Here is a 19,175-nt window from a genome sequence, read left to right on the forward strand (position 1 = left end):
AAGGGGGCAGGGGGGATTTATTTGGGACTGAATTGTTTAACCTGAATATACACAATAGACCTCGTCACTGCGAGGTTTTCTTCATGGGGAATCCATAGTAAACCGTGGCAGTCTTAAGAAAGACAAGCAAAACGTCTTACATTCCAAATCAAAAGATTGCCACACATGCATTCTGTTCGATTAAGATCGAAAGAATAAAATGTTCGCAATGACTATATATATTGAGATGTTAGCAATTTTCAAATGTCTAACAATTATAAATTGTCACGAGGACGAACTCCCTCTTTTTCTAAGAGAGGGTTGGGGTGAGTTGTTTGAAAAGGTGCCTACATCTCCTCCAAAGGAATTTGCGGTCTCGAGTCACTTATTAAAACAGCATAATCAATAAAATCTGTGGTACCTTTTCCTTTCAATGCCTTTCCATTGCTGCGCTTCAAAAAGAGCTTTACTTCCAGTAAGTCACTTCCTTCATTATAAGGTGAATTTTCCTGGTTTAATCGATAAAGCGTCAAATCTGATAGCTGCGTTTTCTTGAGTCTCTTGATACCTTTAAAGTACTCTTTCCAATAATCTCCAATGCCGTAACCTTTTTCTATAGTGTAGGTCTTGTAATTTCCCTGCTTGTCATACACCTTTTCCCATAGCACTTCGCTTTTGGTCAGGTAGCCCATCACGGTAATTACCTTATTTCTATCATAAACTTTATGCTCAATCAATCTGGTGAAAAATGAAGGGTAGTCTCTTTCACGATCTTTTTCAATATGGAAAAAACCGTATTTGAAAAACTGTTTTTTTTCGCTTAATTGATAGCGATCCTTTAGCTCCATATAATTATCAAAAATAATTTCTTCGCGGCTTTTTTGCCTATCTAAAACGTATTGGATGTTTTTTAATATATGATGAAAGATGACAGTGTCTTTTATTTTAGAAATGTACAGGTTCTTATTTGCTTCATAATCGTTGATAAAGCTTTTTAATAGCTTTTGATTTTCTTCACTTCTTGTACTAAAATTAGCTTCTTTATCTGCCAATTTAGCTTGTAGCGCTGCTCTTTGTTCCCAATTTTGAATGCTCTCTGAAAGGTATAAAATATGTTTAATGGGGAATTTAAACTCAGCAATTACATCAAAACCAATTATCTTAATAGGATTACTAGCGTATTTTTGATTTAATGCCCTTAATTTTTTCCAGTGTTCAAATGTTTCAATTGTGCCCTCCTGACTTACGATGGTCTGAAATCCCATCACCAATTCTTTTAAAAGTGCTTCATCTCCGGTTTCCAGGTATTGTTGAAAGAAAAATGCCTGACTGAAGTTGGTTTCAGGTACGTAATACTCCATAATACCTTGTTGTTTCAAGGTCCGGATCAGCTTCATTTCTGCCTCATAAGTTTTAGCGCTTCCATGGTAAGCCCCAAATCCTATAATTTTAAAGTCCTCCTGGGGAAATTTAAATTCATTTGAAGTTAAGTCAAAGCGATTATCTTTTAGATAGCTTGTTTTAGATTGTCCTAAAGCCTGCAAGCTAAACAGTGTCAGTACAAGAATGAGTAATTTGTGCATGGTAAAGGATTGATAGTTGAGTTGATTTAAATTGTTATTTTACTAAGTACAGACACAATAGTGTGAAAATAAAATTAGAGTTATTTTTAACTATTTTACTCATTTATAACAATTTTATATGCTAATCTATAAGATTTTATTAATTGAAAATTAGCGATAGCCCAATACATAATGCAATTATTATGATAAAACAACAAAACTTACTAAGCAACTTTTAAATTCCGGCTTAGGTGGCCTTTGACTAAACATATTACTTATAGGTTCGTGTTTTCCCTTGAAAATATCATATTAAAATCATCAAAACCTTTATTATTATTATTATTATTGGATGTTCAATTATGAAGGTTCTATATTAGGAAATTCAAAGCTTAAATGCTTTCTCTTATAAATACAAAATAAAAAAAGCGAGCCATAAGCCCGCTTTTCAGTTTAATAATATTTTTTTCAATTGAAGCCACCCGTACCACAAACACCTATCACCCCCCAATCTTCTAGCTCGGTATCAGAGCAAGTTGTACCTGAACTACTTGCTCCATATACGCTAACCTGAACTGTTTCCACCTTATTAGTGCAACTCACAGGAATTATTATTTGCTCATATCCTAAAGAATTAGTGTAGCCAACATGATTGGAAACAGAACCATTCTGATAAGTAACAGTAAAATAACTACCTGTTACAGACCAACCAGAACTAATAGTAGTTGTTGCATAAAAAGCAACCTCATCATCTCCTAAGGCATTTACTTCAAATATACCATTAATGCTAATTCCACAAGTAGGGACTGGTGTAGCACATTTCAGAATATCAAATGTTACTGAACAATTGGGAGCTCCAGCACCTAATACTGTTACAGTGCCACCGGTAAAACCACGTCCAAATCTTAGAGAAACGGTATTTGAGTTTTGTCCACTTACAATTGAAATACTTCCACTATTCACGGTCCAGGTAATATTAGGATTTGATGTGGTAGTTGAATAGGTATAAGTTAAGGTTTGTCCGGAAGATGCACAATCAGGACCTGTAACTCCGCAACCAAATGAATTTGCAGTAAGTCGGCTAGTTGTAGATTGTGATACTTCTCCTGGAAAAAATACTTGCTCACCATCAGTTGATTCAGTTATCTGTGGCTCAAATTCCATATCTAAGACTTCAGAATCACAAGAAAGTAAAAAAGTAAATAATAGAATTGTTAGGGATAAAAATGATAATTTTTTCATGACTTTAATATTTAGGTTTTAGTTAAAATAAAATGAGATAGCTAAAAATTCTTAAAAAAAACAGTTTTAATACATCTTTCATTCTCAATGTAATAGATACTAAAGTAAAATCCTATATAATTATCTAAAAATCAATGTAAAATATCCAATAGAGCATCGCTAAGAAGATAAAGAGGGAAAACCAAAAGATAGCTTCCAAGGCAGTTAGTAAACAAAACTGATTGTCTTTTTAAATTGGCTTACTTGGCTTTACACTCTTAAAAAGAGCACTCATAAATTTTTCCGCTGCTCTTCAAAATTTTCTGGCTTGAATTAGGATTTATTTAAAAGGGAATTCCAATGCTTATTACTAACTTTCAAAATTTCCAAGGTCGTTCTCCCCCTTTCTTAAAGGGGGCAAGGGGGATTTATTTGGGACTGAATTGTTTAACCTGAAAATACACGATAGAACTCGTCACTGCGAGGTTTTCCTCATGGCTTTATGGAAGCCATAGAAAACCGCGTCAGTCTTAAGAAAGACAAGCAAAACGTCTTGCATTCCAAATCAAATCAAAAGATTGCCACACATGCATTCTGTTCGATTAGCATCGAAAGAATAACATGTTCGCAATGACGGGTACGATTTAATACTGAAATCTGAATTAAATTTCATTGAATTTTTAATTTTAAAAGATGCATTTGGTTGACAGAGAGCTTAAAAGTAAGGGGATTCTGGATATTACCCTCGTGCCTCGGTAAATTCCAGAATGACGCACTCTTTTTGGAGATTGTAGGAAAAATTCAAATAAAATATAATTATCAATAATAGTGAGATTGAACTCCCTCTTTTTCTAAGAGAGGGTTGGGGTGAGTTGTTTATAGAATTACAGAATAGTATGTTCGCAACTTCCAGAAAGTTAATGTTTTAACCACTAGCTATTAATTTGCACGTCATTCCCGAGCAGTCGGGAATCTTATGATTTCAACAGTGGTTGAAATATCATATAGTTCATCATACTTACTTGACAACACTGCCTCGCACTGTTAAAGAGATTCCTGATATTTCCCTCATACCTCGTAAAGTTCTGGCCCACCAGCCCTTTGGCTTGAATGACCATTTATATAAAAGGCAATTCCAATGCTTATTACTAACTTTCAAAATTTCCAAGATCGTTCTCCCCCTTTCCTAAAAAGGGGGCTGGGGGGATTTATTTTGGAGTGAATTGCTTAACCTGAGTATACACGATAGAACTCGTCACTGCGAGGTTTTCCTCATGGCTTTGTGGAAGGCATAGAAAACCGCGTCAGTCTTAAGAAAGACAAGCAAAACGTCTTATGTTCCAAATCAAAAGATTGCCACACATGAATTATTTCAATTGACATTGAAATAATAGCATGTTCGCAATGACGATATATATTGACATGGTAGCAATTTTTAAATGTCTAACAATTATAAATTGTCACGAGGACGAACTCCCTCTTTTTCTAAGAGAGGGTTGGGGTGAGTTGTTTATAGAATTACAGAATAGTATGTCCGCAACTACAAGCTCTTTTTCAATATTTGTGGGAATGATTTAGTTTGCTGGTGCGAGTTTTCAAGTCATTGTTCTCTTAAAAGGTAATAATTTTAAACAAACCCACCTGTTGTTGTAAACCGAACAGGTGGGTATGATTGATAGAATATTTTATAATTTGATTAATGGAGGCGTTTAATCTGCTCCGTCATTTCTTGCCTTATTAATGGTATATTCAGCTACATCTTTACCTTGATCCGTCCCTACTGTCGCATCAAAAGTCCAGTGGATTCCACCATAGACCCTGGAAATAGCTGCTTCTTCTGCCCATGCTCTTACTATTGATGCTTCTTGTGGGAAAATGTAAGCAAGCACCTCGGCTCCTGCAGCAGAAAAAACACTATGCCCAGAAGTGTAAGATGGAAAATTCGGAGTTCCCGCAATGGTTTTAAATCCCTCAATCACCTGAATGGGCCTTGGGTAATGATAATAGTACTTGGCATCCCAGCAGCTTATGCCGCCATCCATCATGGCCATATTCAGATAAGCAAAGGTTCTTGCAGACCTCAAGGGGTTAAGTCGGTACTTTACGATGAATTCTTTGGCAAATTCATTCCAGTGTCCGGGAGGAGTATAGGTACCCAAACCGTCTTGCCAGAAGTTGGCAATTCTTCTTCTTTCCTTTGTAACATTATCAGCATAACTCTTGAGCTGAGATACATCTGCTTCATATGCTGCAGAACCTATGGCTGGCGGAGGAATTGGACGTGTTTGCTCAACATTTTCTACACTCCACATCTGAACCCTGCCAAAAAGCGGAGTTAAACCCACCGGCCGCTTAGGGATTTCTACATTAACCCAATGCCATCCAAAACGCGCTTGTGCCGCTGAAGCAAGTGAGTCTGACACTGCTTTAGGTGCCTGGGCATTTTTCATCCCATCACTCGCAGCCCTGGCGAGGGCTATGGTAGAGATGGCATCACCAATCAGCTTTCCTGCTTCAATATCACTTTGAAGGTGTGCACCTGAAAGCAATAAACTTCTTAGATGCTCTGTTTCTTTTTCGGCCAGGTACTTAGCTTCCAAAGGAAACATTTGCGTTAAAACTTTCCTGGAAGCCGTAGCAATCACAGCACCATCTGATGGGTAGGAAATATCGCTATTATCATTATAAGCAGTCACAATGCTTTCATCCTGAATAAAGGGCGCTGACCTATCATAAGTATATTTATAGTGCCATGCCGAAATCAATCCATCATACTGTGCTACAGACAAATAAGCAAGCACACGTACAGCGTACGGTGGATGTGCAAATGGAAATGCCGGTGGGCCATTCGGGTTGGCCGGATTAGGTAGAGTATAGCTTCCATCCTCATTCGGACCCGGAATAAGGTTATATTTGGCAATAAGCTCCAATGCTATTTCATTCCATCGGATAATAGGATTTTGTGTCCAATAAGTTACTGCATTTGCATCAGCCTGAGACATCTGTGCCATTGCTGTTTTTAGATCTTCCAGCTCCTGAAGGTATGAAGCGGAGTTAACAGGGTCTGGTGCAGGAATACTGATTGCATCACCGCTTTCTATCAGGATAGGAGTCCAGTTACCTCCATCAGGTTCTGTGGACGCAAATTCATAACCTTCTATTTTGTAATAATTTGGTAATTCTTTCTCGCAGCCGTAGAGAAAAAGCAATGTCAATCCGCTTAATAAAAGCTGTATAGTTTTATTTTTCATGTCGAGGTTATTTTCGGTAATTAAAGAAATAGGTAGCTCCAAATCCCGTGGTATTCATTTCAGGTACATTTCTGCCGGCTACAATCCGATTATGATATGCTAAAAATCCTAAGCCTTTGAGTTTTGGAAAGAAGTAGTGTGCAAATACTCCCACACGATCCATATGCACCTTGTTAGTGGGTTGCGGAGGGTTATAAGGCCTTATATCGTCTCCGCTTAATGATCGGGAGCCCAGGTAGGACAATTCTATTTGAAGCGCATCGGAAAAGAGCCACTTTCCAATTACTGCTTCTGCAGTAATGGCACTGGGAACATCCATCCACGGGGTATAGTAACTACCGTTATTGTAATAGTATTCTCTTTCCGCCTTGGCATATCCCCTCCATAAATAAGTTCCTGCACCCCTTAAATACCAGTCGCTATTATGTCTGCATTCTAAAATAGCCCTGTAGGATAATTCAGGAGTGCCTAAACCAATACTGTAAGGCATATAGTCAGGCAGATACTGGGAAACAGGGATTGAAAACCCAATAGTGGCGAGTCCGGCAAGCCTTCCATTCCCCAATTGTTTATTCAACCATCTGTATTTTAGCGCAACGGTCAAATCCTGAAAACCACTTGCTCCTGCAAACTTTCCGCCATTTGGGTGAGTGGATTCCGTTTTTATATAAGGTACACCAGCATAAAAATTAAGGTTATCAAGAATGCCGACAGCCACCATTGATAGTATACTGTTGCGCTTAACCATGGCAATGGTTTGGTTCTCGCGCTTCAATTCTCCTTCCCAGTAATTGTCAAAACTTGAGTAGTTATAATCCAGCAAGAAGCATATCTGCTTTGAGTTCATCATTAGCGCATCGCTGGGCGTTTGTGCCTGTAGGGAGATGCTTAGATACATGGCTGCAAAAAGTAGGGAAGCTATTTTTTTCGAAGGTGGGACTAGTGTTAAGAATAACAATTTTTGTTCCTGTACCTGATATATCCGGCACATACTTAGTTTAGATAATAGGAATTTTTTCATACTAATTCGATTTCAAAATGAGAAGAATAAGGAAAGCAGATTAAATAATTTTCATCACATCCTTTAGCTTAATGAAAAACCTTTAAGGGTTCAGAGAATGTCATATATACAATCAAGAGTGGCACGCATGTTGACTACAAAACGGACATCCGGGATGAGTTGATATATGAAAATTTCTCACTGAGATTGAGATAGAAAAAATGTAATTACTTTTCCTGAAAATAAGGTCTTAATTGCCTTTTAGAGGCAGATTACCTAATCTGAAATTAAGTCCTTTTTAAAAGAATTAAACAAAAAATTCAGGAGGAGGAGTAGGTATATCGTTTGGCAGGGTCAATACTAAATCATCATACTTGGGTTGAGTGGATTGATTTAGGGTACCATTCTGGTAAAACTCAAAATCTTCATGAGATTCTATAAAGTTCAAAAATATATGAGAGATGAAGTATCCTAACTTTTTGGAGCTTTCTTTATTGAAATCATTGATCTTAATCTCCCTGATTTGATATTCATATGTAACTTCATTTTGAGCAACCTTAAAATATAGTTCTTCGCCCTCCACCTCATGGGTTACCACAAAAGGAGCCCCATAGCCCATTCTTACATATGAATGAAGACTAATTTCTTCTAATTCAATATCATTAGAAACCCCGAGTGCTGAAGTAACTTTATCCGATAATTTAAGCTTGCGCTCTGAAAGTTTTTGATCCACCCAAACTTGTTCCACTAAATCAATGGTAATAAGTCCAAAGAACCATTGTAAGGATATTAATGAGATTAAAAATATGGAAAATACTTTTTTCAATAGATACGATTTCATATAAATTTATCCAAAAGATTTTGAAAAGCAAACATTCATTCCTCGAAAAGTGAAGTTTTCAGTGATTATTTGAATGAACTTTTTAAGTAATATTGTTTCACTTAACAGCTGCAAAAACGTTTATAACAAATTCATCTTCCGTTTAAACATAAATTATTTAATTTGCCTTTTAAAATAAATGAAATAATATGGCTTCAGGATTTTTTGCCCTCTTAGATGATGTGGCTACGCTGATGGATGATGTGGCAACCATGGGCAAAATTGCGGGAAAGAAAACAGCAGGTCTTTTAGGGGATGATTTGGCGGTGAATGCTGAGAAAGCTTCCGGTTTTATGTCCAAAAGAGAGCTGCCTGTACTTTGGGCTATCACAAAAGGGTCACTGCTCAATAAACTCATCATTTTGCCGATAGCCTTTCTGCTCAGTGCATTTGTTCCTTCAGCCATCACAATTATCTTAATAATTGGTGGATTGTATCTTGCTTATGAAGGCGCTGAAAAGATTTACGAATTTTTGGTGCCGCATGCCCATGAAAAAAAATCGCCATTAGCTAAAGAAATGACTGAAGAGGAAATTCTTGCGGTAGAAAAGGAAAAGGTAAAAGCAGCTATCATTACTGATTTTATACTTTCTGTAGAGATTATTATTGTAGCCTTGGGTACAGTTACAGAAGAACCTATTGGCGTACAAATAGGAGTGGTCTCTGTTATTGCGCTTTTGGCCACTGTAGGTGTGTATGGTCTTGTGGCACTTATTGTGCGTATGGATGAATTTGGTCTTAAGCTGATCAATTTAAATGAAGAGGATAATTCTTTTTCAGACAAGGTAGGAAGAATTTTAGTGGCCGCTTTACCTAAGGTGATAAAGGGACTTTCTATTATCGGAACAATAGCGCTTCTGTTGGTTTCCGGAGGTATATTTGCCCATTATGTACCATTTATCCATCATTGGGAAGAAAGCATCCATATGCCGACCTTATTATTTGAATTTGTGGCAGGCCTTGTTATTGGCGCAGTAGTGCTGCTAGTAGTATTGGCCGGGAAAAAAGTATGGAAGTTAGTGAAGAAGTAGAGGTGCGTTCAACTCATTCAGCCTAAGGCTGACAGGCACTTCAACCACCAAATAGAGGTTGAAACCCTTCTCTTAGAAAAAGAGAGGGGAAAATTTATCGCAGATAAATCAGGAGCCTGCCAGCCTTTGCCTGGATGTGTTAAGTATGAGAGTAAAGCGAAAAGAATTTCATACGAAAAATCAAAGATTCCCGCCTCCCGATAACTGTTCGGGACAAGTTGCGCGGGAATGACGTTCTAATAGCACCAATATTTTCAAAAGATTTGCACTTGTGCATCAAAACCTATCTTTTATAAATGTATTCCGTACGTTTATTGGAATGCTAAAATAAAATCCGCATTTTTGAGTGTAGAGCATCCATAATCAATCATGCAAAATAAGATATTCATCGTTTTAGCTTTATTCATTTTTTGTACCACAATGGCTTTTGCCCAACAGCGGGAATGGCAGGATTTATCTGTCATAAGCATCGGAACGGAAAGGCCTCATGCTACTTTTACCCCTTATTCTAATGAAAAAGATGTGCTGGCAGGTAAGCCATCACCACATGTACAAACTCTAAATGGTGACTGGAAATTTCATTGGAGTAAAAATCCAGCAGGGAGGCCTGCGGACTTTTACAAAGAAGGCTATGACACTAGCGGATGGGAAGAAATTCCGGTACCTGGCGATTGGCAGATGTACGGTTATGGCTATCCGCAGTATACCAATATGGAATATCCCTTTCCTAAAAATCCTCCTTTTATTCCTGCAGAATATAATCCTGTAGGTTCCTATGTAACCACTTTTAGCATTAAAAAATCTGCGTTAGCACAAGAAGTATTGCTACATTTTGGAGGTGTTAACTCAGCTTTTTACTGTTGGATAAACGGGAAGAAAGTAGGCTATAGCGAAGGCAGTAAAACTCCTGCAGAGTTCAATATCACCCCTTTCATTAGAGAAGGAGAGAACATACTGGCAGTTGAAGTGTACCGATGGAGCGATGGTAGTTATCTTGAAGATCAGGATTTCTGGAGGTTGAGTGGAATTGAACGGGATGTTCATATTGTTACTGCTCCAAAAATTCGAATAAGAGATTTTTTTGCTACACCTCACCTGGAAAATAATTATAGAGATGGAAAGCTTTTGGTAGATGTTGAAATCCAAAATAGAAGCAGTCAAAGAAAAGTAAAACAAATTGCAGAAGTTACTCTTTTCGATGCTGAAGGAAAAGAGATAGAGCGTGTGAATAAGCAAGTGATTATTTCCAACGAGGAAAATACCCTTTTGGAACTTCAGGTTCCGAATGTAAAGCCCTGGTCTGCTGAGAAACCTTATTTGTATCAGATGGTGATTAATTTGAAGGATGCTAAAGGCAATGTGCTGCAATCTACAGGAAGTAAAGTTGGTTTCAGGGAAGTGAAGATAGCCAATGGTCAGCTGTTGGTAAACGGTCAGCCGGTGCTATTGAAAGGTGTAAACCGACATGAGCATGATGAGAGATATGGTCACGTTATTTCAAGAGAGTCGATGTTGAAAGATATTGAACTGTTTAAACAAAATAATATCAATGCAGTCAGAACTTCCCATTATCCCAACGATCCGCTCTGGTACCAGCTGTGCGATGAATACGGTATTTATGTAATTGATGAAGCCAATATTGAAACGCACGGCTTTGGTTATGATGAAGATAAAACTCCCGCCAACAAGCCTGAGTTTTTGGAACCCCACCTGGACCGCATGAGGCGCATGGTAGAAAGGGATAAAAATCATCCTTCCATCATCATATGGTCTATGGGAAATGAGGCAGGAGATGGCCCGGCCTTTATTCAGGGTTACGATTGGATTAAACAAAGAGACAGTTCCAGAGTGGTACATTATGAACGAGCAGAAAGGGGCAAGGAGTTTAAAGAGAGGCATTCAGATATTATTTCATGGATGTATGCACGAACCTCTGGCATAGAGAAATACTATATTGGCAAATATCCTGACCGACCTTTTATCTGGTGTGAATATTCCCATGCCATGGGCAACAGCAATGGTAATCTGGTGGATTTGTGGGATTTCGTAAGAAAGCATAAGCAAGTGCAGGGTGGATTCATCTGGGATTGGGTAGATCAGGGATTATTAAAAAAAGATGCAGATGGTAACGAATTTTGGGCTTATGGAGGTGATTTTGAGCCTGAAGATGTATACAATGATGATAATTTTTGCCTGAATGGGTTGGTAAACCCGGATAGAAGTCCGCACCCGGCATTGGAAGAGGTAAAGCATGTGTATCAAAATGTTCATGTAGCTAAAACTGAAGCTGGTGAGATAGAGATTTATAATGAAAATTTCTTTACCAACCTGAGTGAATTTGAAATCAGCTGGGAATTATTAGAAGATGGTGAGGTTATTCAAAAAAGAGAAATTGCAGACTTTAAATTATTGCCACAGCAAAGAAAAACTTTGAATATTGACCTCAATTCCGCTGATTTAAAATCCGAAAGCGAGTATTTTGTCAACTTTTACGTACGCCAAAAGGAGACAGCTCCTTTTCTCGAAAAAGGCTATCTGTTAGCAAGTGATCAAATCCTTTGGCAAAACGGAGAGACAATAGCTGAGTCCAAATCAGCCAAAAAATTAAAGACGAAAGATAGCAAAGAAAGTATCACAGTTTCAGGAGAATCATTTGCCATTGTTTTTGATAAAACTTCAGGTCAACTTACTTCCATTAAAAATGGACAAAGCGAATACCTGAAAGAGCCTTTGTCCTTTAACTTTTGGAGGGCAGCTACTGATAACGACTTTGGAAATCAAATGCCCAAGAGATTAAGCGTTTGGAAAAGCTCCACCCAAAATCAAAAGATCACTTCAGTAAAAGTGTTGGAGAAAACTAAATACATGGTTAAAGTAGAGCAGCAGGTAAGTTTTGATAGCTTACAATCTCTAGGGAGCATTATATATGAGATCTCCGGAGATGGCTCCCTCAAAGTGCAGGTATCTTTTGATTATAAGGACAAGGATTTGCCCGAGCTACCGCGTTTTGGAGTGACAATGATTTTGTCTGATCAGTACAAAAATGCAGAATGGTATGGACGTGGGCCCCACGAGAATTATTGGGACAGAAAAGCATCGGCTTTTGTAGGCACATATCAGATGCCTGTTGAAGATTTAGATTTTGCTTATATAAGACCACAGGAAAACGGCTACAGAACGGATACTCGCTGGCTCAAACTGACTGATGGAAATGGAAAAGGCATGTTGATCAAAGGTCAGCCTGTGTTTAGCTTCAGCGCCCATCATAACCTCACTTCAGATTTTGATGCAGGTATGGAAAAAAAACAAAGACATTATACTGACATTCAACTCAGAGAGTTGATTCAGCTTAATATCGACTACCACCAAATGGGAGTGGGGGGAGATGACAGTTGGGGAGCAAGACCATGGGATAAATACACTTTAAAAGCCCGGAATTATAGTTATAGTTTTGATATTATACTTAAATAAATATAAAGCACTACTTCTGATAACGTCATACCGGAAAATTAAGGCTTGATTTTTAAAAGTCTTAATTTATCCGGTATCTCGTCATAAATTGTATTTAATGAATTTCAGAGATTCTCTCCCTTATTGAAGGTAAAGGGGGGGTAGGTAGATCACTAAACGTTCACACTCTCCAGTTCTTTCATAATGTCAGCAAACATCAGGTAAGATTTTATTCGGTCGCTATGATCATAAATATGCGAAACAACCATTAATTCATTTACCTGAGTAGCTTTCAGAAATTCTTCTGTCTTATTTTTTACATGCTCCTTATCACCTATAAATGCATATTTTAGCATCCTCTGAAAAGCCGGATTCATAGCTAATTCTTTCAGATCAGCAGTCATTTCAGTGGGCGGCTGCATATAATCAATATTATTTGTCATCACTCCCAGCATCATTTTGATTAATGAAGTCGAAACCTTCTCAGCTTCTTCATTGGTATCTGCAGCTATTACATTAACACAGGCTATAGTGTAGGGTTCCTGCAATTGTTCGGAAGGCTGAAATTCATTGTAGTAGATGTTTAGAGCCTCCATGAGTTGCGCAGGTGCAAAATGACTGGCAAAAGCATAAGGTAAACCATTTTTTGCAGCTACATGCGCGCTATCTGTGCTGGAACCTAAAATGTAAAGAGGAACATCAACGCCCTCAGCCACCGTAGCTCTTACTCTGGCGCCTTCATTATTTTTTGCAAAATATTGCTGTATTTGATTTACCTCATCAGGAAATCGGTACACAGACTGCATCCTGTCCGAGCGGATGGCATGTGCGGTTGTTTGGTCTGTGCCTGGCGCTCTCCCAAGGCCTAAATCAATTCGGTTGGGGTAGAGGTTGCCTAATGTACCAAACTGTTCAGCTACAATTAAAGGGGAATGGTTAGGTAGCATTACACCACCGGATCCTACTCTTATTTTTTGCGTGCCACCCGCAATATGGCCTATAAGCACAGAGGTTGCAGAACTGGCAATACTTTTCATGTTATGATGCTCTGCCAGCCAAAAGCGATGGTAACCGGCTTCTTCTGCTTTTTGGGCCAGGTTTAAAGCTTTTCGAAATGATTCTTTAGGTGTTTCTCCTTTTGCGACAGTGGCTAATTCCAAAATGGAATAAGGTATATTTGAATTCATCAGTTTGTCATAAATTTGTATTATAAATCTAAGTTTGATTGGTCTTTGTATTTAAAACTTAGTAGAACATCATCTCTTCCGATACATCAATCCAGGCAAAAAGACTGGTTCTAATAAATTTAAATCTTTAAAGTGCAGGCTTAAACTTTCAATAGGAAGCCGGATTTTTAATCAAACTCAGTTTATAAGTTTTTTAAAATATTGAATACTTATTGATAACCGTTTTACGATCCTGCATCCAAAAAGTTAAAGTATTTTAGTTTACCGATTTTCATTCTAATACTGCTTCAAGTAGTTCTGATCTAAAGTTACTTTGATTGCTGTATAGATCAGGCCTTTTGTCTCAAGCCTTTAATTATTATTTTAAGTTTTATGCTTGGTTTCGTCTTTTATGAATCCTGAATAGTTTAAAATTAACTCAGCCCCATTCACTACTACTAGTTAACGTAATTTTCACTACTAGTAGCTATTGATAAATAATTGGGGAAACTACACCTTTGCAGCATTATTTATATTAAATCTAAATAAAAATAATGAAGAAAGTAGCAAGAATAGTATGTGTAGTAAGTGTGGCACTCTTAATAAGTCGATTGGCTGTCGGACAGATATCTATTCTTGTGGAAGACAATGCAGGTAAGCCGATTCATGATGCTATTGTACAGGTAACTGCTTTCAATCAACCTGCTAACAAGGGTGAAATGCTCTGGACTAACCAGCAGGGAGTTGTTAACACTGGTATTAATCCTTCCTTTATCATTGAAATCTCAAATCTTGGGTACCATACTTTGCGGGATACCATTAGAACAGCCACTTCAACAGTTGTCTATAAACTAGCGCCTAAAAAAAATTACCTCAAGGAAGTGGTTGTAACAGGATTGTATGAAGCCACTTCTGCAAAAAATGCAGTATACCAGGTGCGTACGGTAGATGCTAAAGTTATTGCCTCAATGGGAGCTAATAGCCTGGAGGAAGTGCTTTCCCAGCAATTAAATATCAGGTTTTCAAGAGATAATGCCATTGGAAACGGAAGTATTTCAATGCAGGGCTTAAGTGGTCAATATGTGAAAATCTTAATCGATGGAGTGCCTGTTGTGGGCAGGTCAGGAACGGCCAATGAAATTGATGTGAATCAGATTGATGTACAAATGATTGACAGGGTAGAAATTGTTGAGGGGCCAATGGCTGTAAATTATGGTGCTGATGCTTTAGCAGGAGTAATTAATATAATTACCAAAAAGGGAGGGGATCAATCTCTTTACCTTAAGGCTTCTGTACAGGAAGAAACAGTTGGAAAAGAATACAGCTTATGGGATGAAGGTATCCATAATTATTCCGTAAGTGTAGGTGGTCAGCTGCTTCCAAAGCTCAGTGCAGATGTACAATCCCGCTGGATCAGGTTTGGAGGATGGACAGGGGTAGGAGAAGGACGTGATAAAGAATGGTATCCTAAAAATCAATGGCTGAATAATGCCGGTATTACTTTTACTCAGTCTAACTGGCATCTAAGGTATCAATTAAATCATCTGCAAGAGGAAATCTTCAATCTAGGCACTCCGAATACCAGTAATCCTCTTAAAGATCCTTTCGCTTTAGATCAAAAGTTCTTAGCCAAAAGATGGATGCATCAGTTACAGGGAGAGTTTAACTTAGGCAAATGGAAATTACATTCTGCCAATTCATATACTGAATATGAAAGATTAAGTGCTCAATATAATACTAATCTGATAACCAATACGGAAACGCCTAGTCAGGCAGCTGATCAGGATACTATTTTTTATAATTCCTGGTTTAGTAGAAATACCTTTCAAGGACAATTATTTGCAACAGGCAGGATCATGGCCAATGCTCAGCTAGGTTTGGAGGCAAAGTACGAACAAGGCGGAGGTACAACCTTATCTGATGGTACAAAGGAAATGTACGATGTAGCTCTTTTTGCTTCTTCAGAAATTAAAATTCATGATCGACTGAAGGTGAGGCCCGGAATCCGCTACACTTATAATAGTAGCTTCAAAACATTGCCTACTCCGGCAGTAAATATTAAGTATGATGTAAGTTCGGAACTTCAGCTTCGTATGGGATATGGAAGAGGATTTAGAGCACCTTCAGTGAGAGAAATGTATCATGAATTCATTGATTCCAATCATAACATCATCGGAAATGAAGCACTTACTCCTGAAACTTCTCACAGCTTTACAGCCAATATCGATTATCATCCTTTTAATTATCTAAAATTAAGTATTGGGGGATTTCATAATAACATTAAGGATAAAATAGGCTTTTTTACACCGGAAAGGGCTGATTTGGCAACTACCTATCGAAATATAAGCACTTTTAAGACCCAGGGCATTAATTCCGCACTGCAATACACCTCTGCCAGCTTGAATGCACAAATTGGAGCTTCCTATATTGGAAGGTATCAAAAACTCAATGAAGATGAACCTGCTACAGTTCCTGAATTTATCTATTCGCCTGAGGTCAACTTTTCATTGCAATATGAATTTGAAAAAATAGGCCTTACCCCAGCTGTATATTACAAGTTTACAGGAGCTAATAAGGATTATCGCTTAGTTACCAATGAGGAGGGAGAGAGCGTGCCTGAGTTACAAAAAATTGATCCCTTTCACTGGCTTGATCTAACCATCACGCAGTCTTTTTCCTCCAACCTAAGCATGAGTGCAGGTATAAAAAATATTCTGAATATCGAAACTGTCAATAATAATCTCAGAAGTGGGGGAGTACATGGCGGAAGTCAGACTGCCCAAACTTCAGTGGCTTACGGAAGATCTTTTTTTATAAGAATGCAATATCAATTTTCAAAATCCATAAAATCAATAAACAAATGAATATTAAATTTAACTATTTACTAATTTGCTCACTGATAAGCATGCTATTGCTTGCTTGTGATGATGAGGATGAAAAATTACAGCCATTTTCCGCTAATTTTTCAAACACCGAAATAGGTTTTTCCAGTGAAGAATCAGAGAAAACTGTTGATATAGTGTTTTCGCGCACCACAACAGTGGCAGGAGTGGTAAATATCACTATTAATGCAGGCTCATTAACCTATGGAGAGGATAATGATTTTTACACATCTCCTGCAGCAGAAAATGGCAGTCTTCAGCTTTCTTTTGAAAGTGGAGTAAGTCATGTCAGCTTTACTATTCATAAAGGAACTTCTTTAAATATAGCTGAAAATGTATCAATAAGTTTTGAATTGCAGGAATCAGGCGACCTGTTCCAGATAGGAGCAAATAAGCAAATAACGGCAGAATTTTCAGAAAACTTTGTTGCTAGTTCCGGAACAGCTACGCTGGATGCGGGAGGTGCAGAGTTTCCTGTTGTAGCATTTTTTGACATCAGTAAAAATAAACAAACAAGGGTAGGTAAATACTCATGGGATTTAGGGTTCTATACAGGTGCTGAAAATTATGTAACAGTTAACAACACTGCTAATATAATGGCAAGACCGTTGGATAAAACGGACTTAAACAATGTTACTGCAGAAGATACAGTAGGTTTTGCCAATGTGATGACTGTTGGATTTACAGGTACTTCCGAAGGAGCTTTCTGGATTGATGATCATACAGGAGATTTATCAGCTACAGCATTCGGAGAAATTGCTACTTCTTCAGATCAGGCAAAAGTATTTATTGTGAAACGCGATGGTGAAGGCCGGAGCTGGAAAAAAGTAAGAGTATTTGCCAGCTCTTCAGGTTATACTATTGAATATGCGGATATCTCCTCTGATTCATTTGAGACTGTTGAAGTAAGCAAAGATGAAGCCTTCAATTTCAATTACTTCGATTTAGATAATGGGGAAGTTAATGTAGCTCCGACTAAGGATTCATGGGATTTTATGTACAGTAGCTATGCAGTCAGATACTCAATGGGTGGTTCTGCCACACCTTATGGTTTCAATGATTATATCATAATCAACAGAAACAATACTGAAGTAGCAATGGTGATGACAGAAAATTTAAGCTTCGAAGATCTTGATCTTTCCGATGCAGAAGAATTAGAATATAATTCCAATATCAATGTGATAGGTTCCGATTGGAGGTCAACCTTTGGTGGTGCGGCAGTCTTTGATGATCGTTTCTTTGTAATTAAAGACTCTCAGGATAACTATTTTAAAGTCGATTTTACTAAAATGACCAGCGAGAGCGGTGAAAGAGGTTATACATCGCTAAAATTCAAACTTCTAGATTAATGAAAAAAAGTATCAGCATCTTTTTCATCGTGGTAAACTTATGTTTAGGTGCGCTCTTTGTGTATGCCGGTGTTAGGAAATTTATTCCTAATCCGGCTCGCAAAGCTGCAACTGAACAAAGTGCAGAGCCACCAGCGCACGTAATGCAAATGAAAGCATTTATTGGAGGTTTGAAGGCACCTGAATACTTCTGGCCTATGCTAGGTATAGTAGAAATAGTAGCAGGCCTGCTACTATTGAGCCAGTTTTTTGCATTGGCAGGTGCATTTTTACTTCTTCCGGTTACCTTGAATATTTTCTTATTTCACTTGTATTTAAAGCCGGATGATACTGCGGGCTTATTTATGAGTGGTCTTTATCTCCTGGGTAACCTGTTGATTATATTATCTGATTACAAGAAATTAAAAACTGTTTTTTTTACACCTAAAACACTAATTCAATGAAAAATTTATTTATGCTTTTAGCCTGTATAGTAGCAACTTCTGCTATGGCTCAAAAGAAGAAAAAAGATCAGGACATTCAATCTATCAAGGATATGTGCGGATGTTATGAAGTAGAATTCAACTTTGCTGAAACATTTTCGCCAGACAAGGACTATCAGTTTCATGATAACTACAGATCAGGTGCTTTGGAATATGTATTTCCAATAGAGCAGGACGATGATAAAATTGTTTTACAACATTTACTGATAGTAGGTGACACTATGATTATCAAACACTGGCGTCAGGATTGGCTTTATGAAAACAGAAATCTTTATGCCTTTCATAAAGATAACACCTGGAACTATGTAAAACTCCCTAAATCTGAGGTTGAAGGCCAATGGACTCAAAAGGTTTACCAGGTAGATGATGGTCCACGCTACGAGGCATCAGGCTCGTGGGTACATGTTGATGGTAAAAATTATTGGGAAGCTTCTTCTGATGCTCCATTACCAAGACGGGAATTTTCTAAAAGAAAGGATTATAATGTAATGGCAAGAACCAATCGTCAGGAAATAACTTCTTACGGATGGTTGCATGAGCAGGATAATAAAAAAATTCTTCGCGAAGGTGACGAGGACAAACTTTTAGCCTGGGAAAAAGGCTGGAACACCTATACTAAAACTGAGGATGCTAAGTGTAATGTTGCAAAAGAGTGGTGGGATAAATATGCCGGCTATTGGGCTGATGTAAGATCAGTTTGGGACGAGCTTTTCGCCAGTAAAGAAACGATCTCCATAAAGGGAAAAGTGGACGATAAAGTGTTATTTATGCAACTATTTTCCCTACAAGACGATCTAATAAATGGCAGATCATATGATTCAACCGTAGCCAAAAATAAGATTAGAGAAACTATCCAGAGATACTTGAATACTGATCAAAGACTGGGATTAAAATAATATTTTATAAAGTCCTCACCTGGGACCGG

Annotated in this window: 12 protein-coding genes; 6 read left to right on the forward strand and 6 right to left on the reverse strand. The window is 37.9% G+C overall.

What is annotated here, in order from left to right:
• Positions 1–326: 326 nt before the first annotated feature.
• The 5 genes from IEV85_RS21620 to IEV85_RS21640 all read right to left on the reverse strand — a co-directional run bounded on the left by IEV85_RS21620 (position 327) and on the right by IEV85_RS21640 (position 7,851).
• Positions 327–1,562 (reverse strand): TraB/GumN family protein, encoded by a 1,236-nt coding sequence (locus tag IEV85_RS21620; RefSeq protein WP_188467359.1) that lies wholly within the window; start codon positions 1,560–1,562, stop codon positions 327–329.
• A gap of 444 nt (positions 1,563–2,006) precedes the next feature.
• Positions 2,007–2,780 (reverse strand): hypothetical protein, encoded by a 774-nt coding sequence (locus tag IEV85_RS21625; RefSeq protein WP_188467360.1) that lies wholly within the window; start codon positions 2,778–2,780, stop codon positions 2,007–2,009.
• 1,688 nt (positions 2,781–4,468) lie between these two features.
• Entirely contained in the window at positions 4,469–6,010 is a 1,542-nt protein-coding gene (locus tag IEV85_RS21630) for a vanadium-dependent haloperoxidase (protein WP_188467361.1), read from the reverse strand.
• A gap of 7 nt (positions 6,011–6,017) precedes the next feature.
• Positions 6,018–7,031, reverse strand: coding sequence for a transporter (locus IEV85_RS21635; protein WP_188467362.1), 1,014 nt, complete (start codon positions 7,029–7,031; stop codon positions 6,018–6,020).
• A gap of 286 nt (positions 7,032–7,317) precedes the next feature.
• Entirely contained in the window at positions 7,318–7,851 is a 534-nt protein-coding gene (locus IEV85_RS21640) for a hypothetical protein (RefSeq protein ID WP_229712688.1), read from the reverse strand.
• A gap of 188 nt (positions 7,852–8,039) precedes the next feature.
• Here IEV85_RS21640 and IEV85_RS21645 point away from each other — a divergent pair, with 188 nt between their 5' ends.
• Together IEV85_RS21645 and lacZ are read left to right on the forward strand one after the other, a co-directional pair.
• A complete protein-coding gene (locus IEV85_RS21645; protein ID WP_188467364.1) occupies positions 8,040–8,921 on the forward strand; it encodes a DUF808 domain-containing protein in 882 nt (293 codons plus the stop codon).
• Positions 8,922–9,290: 369 nt separating this feature from the next.
• Positions 9,291–12,392: a beta-galactosidase, LacZ type gene (lacZ, locus tag IEV85_RS21650; RefSeq protein WP_229712689.1), complete on the forward strand. Its 3,102-nt coding sequence runs from the start codon at positions 9,291–9,293 to the stop codon at positions 12,390–12,392.
• A gap of 152 nt (positions 12,393–12,544) precedes the next feature.
• Here lacZ and IEV85_RS21655 read toward each other — a convergent pair whose 3' ends face one another.
• On the reverse strand, positions 12,545–13,558 hold the full coding sequence (locus tag IEV85_RS21655) for an LLM class flavin-dependent oxidoreductase (RefSeq protein ID WP_188467365.1): 1,014 nt from the start codon (positions 13,556–13,558) through the stop codon (positions 12,545–12,547).
• Positions 13,559–14,091: 533 nt separating this feature from the next.
• Between IEV85_RS21655 and IEV85_RS21660 the strand changes: the two genes are divergently transcribed.
• The 4 genes from IEV85_RS21660 to IEV85_RS21675 are packed head-to-tail and all read left to right on the forward strand — an operon-like array spanning position 14,092 to position 19,146.
• Positions 14,092–16,401, forward strand: coding sequence for a TonB-dependent receptor plug domain-containing protein (locus IEV85_RS21660; RefSeq protein ID WP_188467366.1), 2,310 nt, complete (start codon positions 14,092–14,094; stop codon positions 16,399–16,401).
• Positions 16,398–17,768, forward strand: a complete 1,371-nt coding sequence (locus tag IEV85_RS21665) for an HmuY family protein (protein ID WP_188467367.1) — start codon at positions 16,398–16,400, stop codon at positions 17,766–17,768. Before IEV85_RS21660 ends, IEV85_RS21665 begins: the two co-directional genes overlap by 4 nt.
• A complete protein-coding gene (locus tag IEV85_RS21670; protein WP_188467368.1) occupies positions 17,768–18,211 on the forward strand; it encodes a DoxX family protein in 444 nt (147 codons plus the stop codon). The genes IEV85_RS21665 and IEV85_RS21670 overlap by 1 nt, the downstream gene beginning before the upstream one ends.
• Positions 18,208–19,146 carry a DUF6607 family protein gene (locus IEV85_RS21675; RefSeq protein WP_188467369.1) on the forward strand — a complete coding sequence of 313 codons (939 nt, stop codon included), beginning with the start codon at positions 18,208–18,210 and terminating at the stop codon, positions 19,144–19,146. Before IEV85_RS21670 ends, IEV85_RS21675 begins: the two co-directional genes overlap by 4 nt.
• Positions 19,147–19,175 lie beyond the last annotated feature (29 nt).

The sequence above is a fragment of the Marivirga lumbricoides genome, from assembly GCF_014636295.1.
GTDB classification, from domain to species: domain Bacteria; phylum Bacteroidota; class Bacteroidia; order Cytophagales; family Cyclobacteriaceae; genus Marivirga; species Marivirga lumbricoides.